Origin of the sequence: Halomonas ventosae (assembly GCF_004361885.1) — a bacterium.
In the GTDB taxonomy this organism is placed as follows: domain Bacteria; phylum Pseudomonadota; class Gammaproteobacteria; order Pseudomonadales; family Halomonadaceae; genus Halomonas; species Halomonas ventosae_C.
The window spans coordinates 1-5,062 of record NZ_SNWH01000042.1; the positions used below are offsets into that span (position 1 = coordinate 1).

At 62.5% G+C, this 5,062-nt stretch carries 8 protein-coding genes and 3 pseudogenes; 10 read left to right on the forward strand and 1 reads right to left on the reverse strand.

All coding sequences use genetic code 11. The features are described 5' to 3' along the window. The 9 genes and pseudogenes from DFO68_RS15130 to DFO68_RS15165 all read left to right on the forward strand — a co-directional run. Window positions 1-394: pseudogene (locus DFO68_RS15130) on the forward strand (hypothetical protein); the annotation flags it as partial. A 136-nt stretch (window positions 395-530) separates the two neighbouring features. After that, window positions 531-815: a transposase gene (locus tag DFO68_RS15705; protein ID WP_208107450.1), complete on the forward strand. Its 285-nt coding sequence runs from the start codon at window positions 531-533 to the stop codon at window positions 813-815. 3 nt (window positions 816-818) lie between these two features. Further along, window positions 819-1,601: a hypothetical protein gene (locus DFO68_RS15135; protein WP_208107451.1), complete on the forward strand. Its 783-nt coding sequence runs from the start codon at window positions 819-821 to the stop codon at window positions 1,599-1,601. Between the two features lie 190 nt (window positions 1,602-1,791). Further along, entirely contained in the window at window positions 1,792-1,998 is a 207-nt protein-coding gene (locus DFO68_RS15140) for a hypothetical protein (RefSeq protein WP_133484441.1), read from the forward strand. Next, window positions 1,989-2,333, forward strand: a complete 345-nt coding sequence (locus DFO68_RS15145; RefSeq protein WP_133484442.1) for a type II toxin-antitoxin system PemK/MazF family toxin — start codon at window positions 1,989-1,991, stop codon at window positions 2,331-2,333. Before DFO68_RS15140 ends, DFO68_RS15145 begins: the two co-directional genes overlap by 10 nt. Beyond that, a complete protein-coding gene (locus tag DFO68_RS15890) occupies window positions 2,330-2,821 on the forward strand; it encodes a hypothetical protein (protein ID WP_243726538.1) in 492 nt (163 codons plus the stop codon). The genes DFO68_RS15145 and DFO68_RS15890 overlap by 4 nt, the downstream gene beginning before the upstream one ends. Window positions 2,822-2,911: 90 nt before the next feature. Then, a pseudogene (locus DFO68_RS15155) lies at window positions 2,912-3,001 on the forward strand (JAB domain-containing protein); the annotation flags it as partial. A 178-nt stretch (window positions 3,002-3,179) separates the two neighbouring features. Then, window positions 3,180-4,022 (forward strand): Rpn family recombination-promoting nuclease/putative transposase, encoded by an 843-nt coding sequence (locus DFO68_RS15160; protein WP_133484443.1) that lies wholly within the window; start codon window positions 3,180-3,182, stop codon window positions 4,020-4,022. Beyond that, entirely contained in the window at window positions 4,022-4,333 is a 312-nt protein-coding gene (locus DFO68_RS15165; RefSeq protein ID WP_133484444.1) for a DUF4351 domain-containing protein, read from the forward strand. The genes DFO68_RS15160 and DFO68_RS15165 overlap by 1 nt, the downstream gene beginning before the upstream one ends. A 66-nt stretch (window positions 4,334-4,399) precedes the next feature. Here the strand turns inward: DFO68_RS15165 and DFO68_RS15570 are convergent, their stop codons facing one another. Then, a complete protein-coding gene (locus DFO68_RS15570; protein ID WP_166637590.1) occupies window positions 4,400-4,711 on the reverse strand; it encodes a hypothetical protein in 312 nt (103 codons plus the stop codon). Between DFO68_RS15570 and DFO68_RS15170 the strand changes: the two are divergent. Further along, a pseudogene (locus DFO68_RS15170) lies at window positions 4,698-4,916 on the forward strand (alpha-amylase family glycosyl hydrolase); the annotation flags it as partial. The gene DFO68_RS15570 and the pseudogene DFO68_RS15170 sit on opposite strands and share 14 nt — an antisense overlap. Between the last annotated feature and the right edge of the window lie 146 nt (window positions 4,917-5,062).

The following is a 5,062-nucleotide window of genomic DNA, read 5'->3' on the forward strand; positions in this document are numbered from 1 at the left end:
GAAGGACGGCGCCACGCGCAAGGATGTCAAGGTTGCCCTGATTCGGCTGCTGTATGAGCGGGGCTACAGCCGAGAGCAGGTCGTACAGCTATTCACCATCATTGACTGGATGCTTCAGCTGCCGAGAGCCCTGGAACCCGCGTTTGTACAGGCGGTCTACGCCATACAGGAGGAAAAGCACATGCCTTACGTCAATACAATTGAGCGCGTTGAGCGCGAAAAGGAGCGTCAGGAAGGTGAGCAGCAGGGCATCGAGAAAGGCCGCTTGGAAGCCAGTCGCGAGACGGCTCGCAACCTGATCAAGCTGGGTGTGCTCAGTGACGAGCAGATTGCCGAAGCCACAGGCCTGGCGGATGCTGATGTCCAGGCTCTGCGCGTCGAGGACAAGCACTGATCCGGCCTTCTCCTGCATCCCCTTCTGACGCACAGCAAGGGCAGAACAACAGCAGAACAACAGGACAGCCACTTATTTGACGTCTCATCGGCATCGGCTAATCTGAAAGCAACGCCACTCGCCGAGGGCTCCCGTCATGACCTTGCCTCGTTCTGCCCTGGTGTCGCTCGACGCCACGCCCTGGTACCACCTGGTCAACCGCTGCGTGCGCCGCGCCTTCCTGTGCGGCACCGATGCCGTCAGCGGCCAGAGCTACGAACACCGCCGCGGCTGGATCAGGGATCGGCTGCACCAGCTGGCCGGCGTGTTCGCCATCGACGTGGCGGCCTACGCGGTGATGAGCAATCACTACCACCTGGTGGTGCGGGTGGATGCCGAGCGAGCTGCGGGTTGGAGCGACGACGAGGTGCTGCGCCGCTGAACGGTGCTGTTCACCGGCCCCTTGCTGGTGCAGCGCTACCGGGCCGGCGCGGATCAGCTGCCGGCGGAGGTAGCGGCGGTCAAGGCGCTGGCCGCGACCTACCGCGAGCGGCTGACGGATGTCTCCTGGTTCATGCGGCTGCTCAACGAAGCCATCGCCCGCCAGGCCAATGCCGAGGACAACGTGAAAGGGCGCTTCTGGGAAGGGCGCTTCAGGAGCCAGGCGCTGCTCGATGAGGCGGCGATTCTCAGCGCCATGACCTATGTGTACTTGAACCCCATCCGTGCCGGCATGGCCGAAACGCCCGAGACCTCCGCGCATACTTCGGTCGCCGAGCGCCTGGCGGCACTACCAGGCGACGCCGAGCAGGGGAGGGCCACCAGCTCCGAGGACGGGCCGATTAATGCCCCGGACGCCCCGGCGGTTCGTGTGCCGGCCTGGTGCGAGACGTTGCCGCTGCAGCCGCTGATGCCGTTCGACGCTACGGCCCGGCTGCCCACTGCCATTCCGTTCAGCTTCGAGGATTACCTCGAGCTGGTCGAGACCACCGGGCGCTGCCAGCGGCCCGACAAGCGCGGGCGGATTGACGGCCACGTCCCCAAGCTGCTCGACCGGCTGGGCATCGACCCCGAGGCCTTCATCGCCGCCTCCACCACGCTGCTCACGCGTTTCGGCAGCGCCGTGGGCACGCCCCAGAGACTCACCGCCTGCTGCGCCGAGCGCCAGGCCCGGCACCTGCGCGGGATGCGCATGGCGCGCAAGGTGTTCCAGCGCCGCGCGGCGTGAGGACCCTGCTTCACGTGAGAAAGCGACCCAGAAGCCGCTGAGAGCTGCTGATCCAGTGTGGCGACAGACGGGTACTTCACAGGCGGCCTACAGGAATGTTGGCCATGCGATTGATCAAGGGAAGTGTCAGTGGGCAGTCTGGTTTATTGCTATCATCAGGCTCATCAACCTTGCACGCCAGAGGTGCGCCATGTACGCCGTCGAGTTTGAAACCGATATTCGGGATGGGATCGTCAAGATACCGGAAGAACACGAGCGTCTGAAGAACGCTCACGCTCGGGTCGTGGTGCTGGTCGAGGAGCCGGAAGCCGACACGGAGGTCAGGGCCTTCTCCGAGCATTCGGCCGGTACCATCGACGAATGGCGAGCGCTCAGCGAGGATGAAGTATGGACGTAGCGCCTGGCGACGTGGTGCTCTGCGAATTCTACTTCTCGGATTTGCAAACCCGCAAGCGCAGGCCGGTGATCGTGTTCAAGGACAACCTTCCCTTTGATGACTTTGTCGGGATTCCCGTCAGTAGCCAGACGGCCAGGCTGCATGACGACGAGTCCCTCCTTGATCCAGATGACCTTGCGACGGGTTCGCTCCCCAAGCGCTCCAAGATCATGGTGAGAAAGACCTTCGTGATCGCCAAGCCGGTGATCGTCAAGCAATACGGCCAGCTCTCGGAAATGCGCTTTCAACAACTGCATCGCGACTTCTGCCGTTTCTTTGGCTGCTGCCCGCCATGACCGACTTCCCCGACACCCAAGGCCCCGACGAGACGCGCAACGTAGCCGCTGCCCTGTTCCGGCTGGAGCACAACTGCGATGAGCAGGACATGCTCGAGGTGCTGGGCAGCCTGGTGGAGTGGCTCAAGGCCCCGGAGCAGACCGGGTTGCGGCGCGCCTTCGTGGTGTGGATACGATGGGTGCTGCTGCCCCACCGGGCGCCTGGGATGGAGCTTCCCGAGTTCAACGAATTGCAGGATCTTCACGAGGTACATGACATGCTGGCCGAACGCATCAAGAAGTGGCCCGAGCGGTGGATCGAAGAGGGTGAGCAGCGCGGCCGAGAGGAAGGGCGCCAGGAGGGGCGCCAAGAAGGCGAGCAGCTGCGTGCCGAACAGACGGCTCGTAACCTGATCAAGCTGGGCGTGCTCAGTGACGAGCAGATCGCCGAAGCCACGGGTTTGACGACTGCCGATGTGGAAGCCCTGCGTGCCGAAGACAGGCACTGATCTTCCACACCGGAGCAGCAAGCCCAGCGCCGCCCCGTGCGGCGTTCTATGCCGTCATTGAGGTACGCGCACCTCACGGCATCAACGGCGGCCCTGGGCCTGGTGGACATTCGGGTGCTGGATCACGTCGTGGTCGGCCATGAAGGCTTCGTCTCGCTCGCCGAGCGGGGATGGCTGTAGGGCCACCGCCATCCTCTACTGTCGCCTCCCTGCCTCACGCTTGCCCTGACCGGCAGCGTGGGGAGGGATGTCGAGGATGGGCGCTTTTTTCTTTACGGGGCAGGGGGATAGTGTGAGGGAAATAGCCGCTTGACAAGCGGCGCTGTGGTAGAATCAGGGCACTGAGACAGGAATGCGCATGAGCGAGCTACTCGATCCCACCAACGACTACGTCTTCAAGCGGCTGTTCGCCGAAGCCCCGGATCTGCTGGTGGACTTGATCAACGATCTGCGCCCGGACCTGCCCAACATTGCCTCGGTGGAGATTCTCAACCCCAACATCGAAGCGACCGAGCTCACTGGCAAGTACATCATTCTCGACGTGCTGGCCCGTGATGGGGACGGCCACTGCTACAATGTCGAGGTGCAGGTACGCCGCTACGGCGCGTGGCACAAGCGGGGATTGTTCTATCTGGCCCGCACGCTGGAGACTCAGCTGAGCGGGGGCGAGGACTATCAGGAACTGCGTGCCTCGGTGGGATTGCACCTGCTGGACTTCGATCTGTTCACGGGGACGGAGGCAGAGCGAGAGCAAGCGATCTGGCGATTCGAGATGCGTGATGAATCTCAGCCCGACATCTCGCTGGGGAACATCCTGCAGATGAACCTGATCGAACTGAACAAGGCGGATCGTCTGGGCTTGCCGGAAGGCCCGCTGCGTGCCTGGGTCACCTTCTTCAAGCACTGGCAGGAGGAACTCACCATGGCCAATGTTGCCCATGAACCGGTCAAGAAGGCCATGAGCCGTATCCGCGAGCTCAGCGCCGACGAAGAGACTCGCCGCCTTGCTTTTGTGCGTGAGCGGGCGCTGCGGGATGAGGTGTCGCTGCTGAATGACGCACGCCGTGAAGGCCGCGAAGAAGTGGCGCGGGGCATGATCCGGAAGACTGAACTAGATGATTCGTCTATTGCTGACATCGCCCAGCTTACTGTGGATGAGGTAGCGCACCTTCGCGCAGAAATTCAGCATTGGGACTCTTGATGTCTCATTTGCCGGTCAAGAAGAAGGCGATGAGCCGTATCCGTGAACTCAGCGCCGACGAAGAGACCCGTCGCCTGGCTTTCGTGCGAGAGCGGGCCTTGCGGGATGATGTGTCGCTGCTGAATGACGTGAAGCGTGAAGGAGAGATGACAGGAGAGCGTCGTGTTCTGCAGCGTCTATTGAGTAAACGCTTTGGCGAGTTGCCTGACTGGGTAGTAGAAAAGCTGGAGGCGGCGAATGCCGAGCAGTTGGAAGCATGGACCGATGAAATTCGTTCTACCAACTCCCTCGATGAACTTTTCAAGCACTGACGCGGCGCGTCATTAGGGTGGAGAATGGCAGTCTCCCTCACACGTAAGCGGCTGTATCGGGCCGGCTCACGCCCTCTCGAGCTTGCGGTCGATGATGTGAAGCAATTGGCCGAAGCCGTCTGGTACCGGGGCTATCGGCCGACGCAGGCAGAGTTGGAGCGACTGCGCGGCGTGATGCCTCGCATGGACTTCCAGCGGACGCTCTGTGTGCTTGAGCTCCTTAGCCAGTACTCCGTATGTCGCCGTGATACCGCACGACACCTGCAACAGCTCACCCGGTATTTCCACCGGGAACTGCTGGGAAACGATGACACGCCCACCACAAGAAACAAAGGACACCCACTTTGTTTTTGACGTCCTCCCTGTCTCCTGGTTCATGCGGCTGCTCAACGAAGCCATAGCCCGCCAGGCCAATGCCGAGGACAACGTGAAAGGGCGCTTCTGGGAAGGGCGCTTCAGGAGCCAGGCGCTGCTCGATGAGGCGGCGATTCTCAGCGCCATGGCGTATGTGGACCTCAATCCGATCCGTGCCGGCATGGCCGAGACGCCCGAGACCTCCGCGCATACCTCGGTCGCCGAGCGCCAGGCCCGGCACCTGCGCGGGATGCGCATGGCGCGCAAGGTGTTCGAGCGTCGCGCGGCGTGAGGGGGGAGTAGCGCAGTGGAGTGGCTTGAAGGTACCGTTGCGGCGAGGCGTGGTAAGCTACCGGCAGGCGATAGCAAGGACGG

Excerpts from the sequence above, each read along its gene's own strand:
- DFO68_RS15705 (WP_208107450.1), top strand. The coding sequence starts at position 531 with ATGACCTTGCCTCGTTCTGCCCTGGTGTCGCTCGACGCCACGCCCTGG.
- DFO68_RS15140 (WP_133484441.1), top strand. The coding sequence starts at position 1,792 with ATGTACGCCGTCGAGTTTGAAACCGATATTCGGGATGGGATCGTCAAG.
- DFO68_RS15145 (WP_133484442.1), top strand. The coding sequence starts at position 1,989 with ATGGACGTAGCGCCTGGCGACGTGGTGCTCTGCGAATTCTACTTCTCG.
- DFO68_RS15890 (WP_243726538.1), top strand. The coding sequence starts at position 2,330 with ATGACCGACTTCCCCGACACCCAAGGCCCCGACGAGACGCGCAACGTA.
- DFO68_RS15160 (WP_133484443.1), top strand. The coding sequence starts at position 3,180 with ATGAGCGAGCTACTCGATCCCACCAACGACTACGTCTTCAAGCGGCTG.
- DFO68_RS15165 (WP_133484444.1), top strand. The coding sequence starts at position 4,022 with ATGTCTCATTTGCCGGTCAAGAAGAAGGCGATGAGCCGTATCCGTGAA.
- DFO68_RS15570 (WP_166637590.1), bottom strand. The coding sequence starts at position 4,711 with ATGAACCAGGAGACAGGGAGGACGTCAAAAACAAAGTGGGTGTCCTTT.